The organism is Streptomyces beijiangensis (assembly GCF_017315755.1).
Lineage (GTDB): Bacteria > Actinomycetota > Actinomycetes > Streptomycetales > Streptomycetaceae > Streptomyces > Streptomyces beijiangensis.
Genome location: NZ_JAFLRJ010001424.1, coordinates 1 through 263, shown reverse-complemented (window position 1 = coordinate 263; position 263 = coordinate 1). Strand labels below are relative to the sequence as shown.

At 67.3% G+C, this 263-nt stretch carries 1 protein-coding gene; it reads right to left on the bottom strand.

Annotated features, from left to right (window positions below):
• A partial coding sequence (locus J0695_RS42110; protein ID WP_372445945.1) for a 6TM ABC transporter family protein occupies positions 1-263 on the bottom strand: 263 nt, incomplete at both ends.

The following is a 263-nucleotide window of genomic DNA, read 5'->3' as shown; positions in this document are numbered from 1 at the left end:
GTCGAGGGGTTCGGGGACCTCCTCGGTGGACGCCGGTTCCCGCAGCAGTTCCTGGATACGGCCCAGGGAGACGGACGCCTGCTGGTAGCCGTCGAAGACCTGGGAGAGCTGCTGCACCGGAGCGAAGAACAGGTCGATGTAGAGCAGGTACGCGACCAGCGCGCCCGCCGTCAACGTCCCGTTGTCGACCCTGATCCCGCCCACGACGAGGACCGCCACCGCTGCCGACGATGCCAGGAACTGCACGAACGGGAAGTACACCG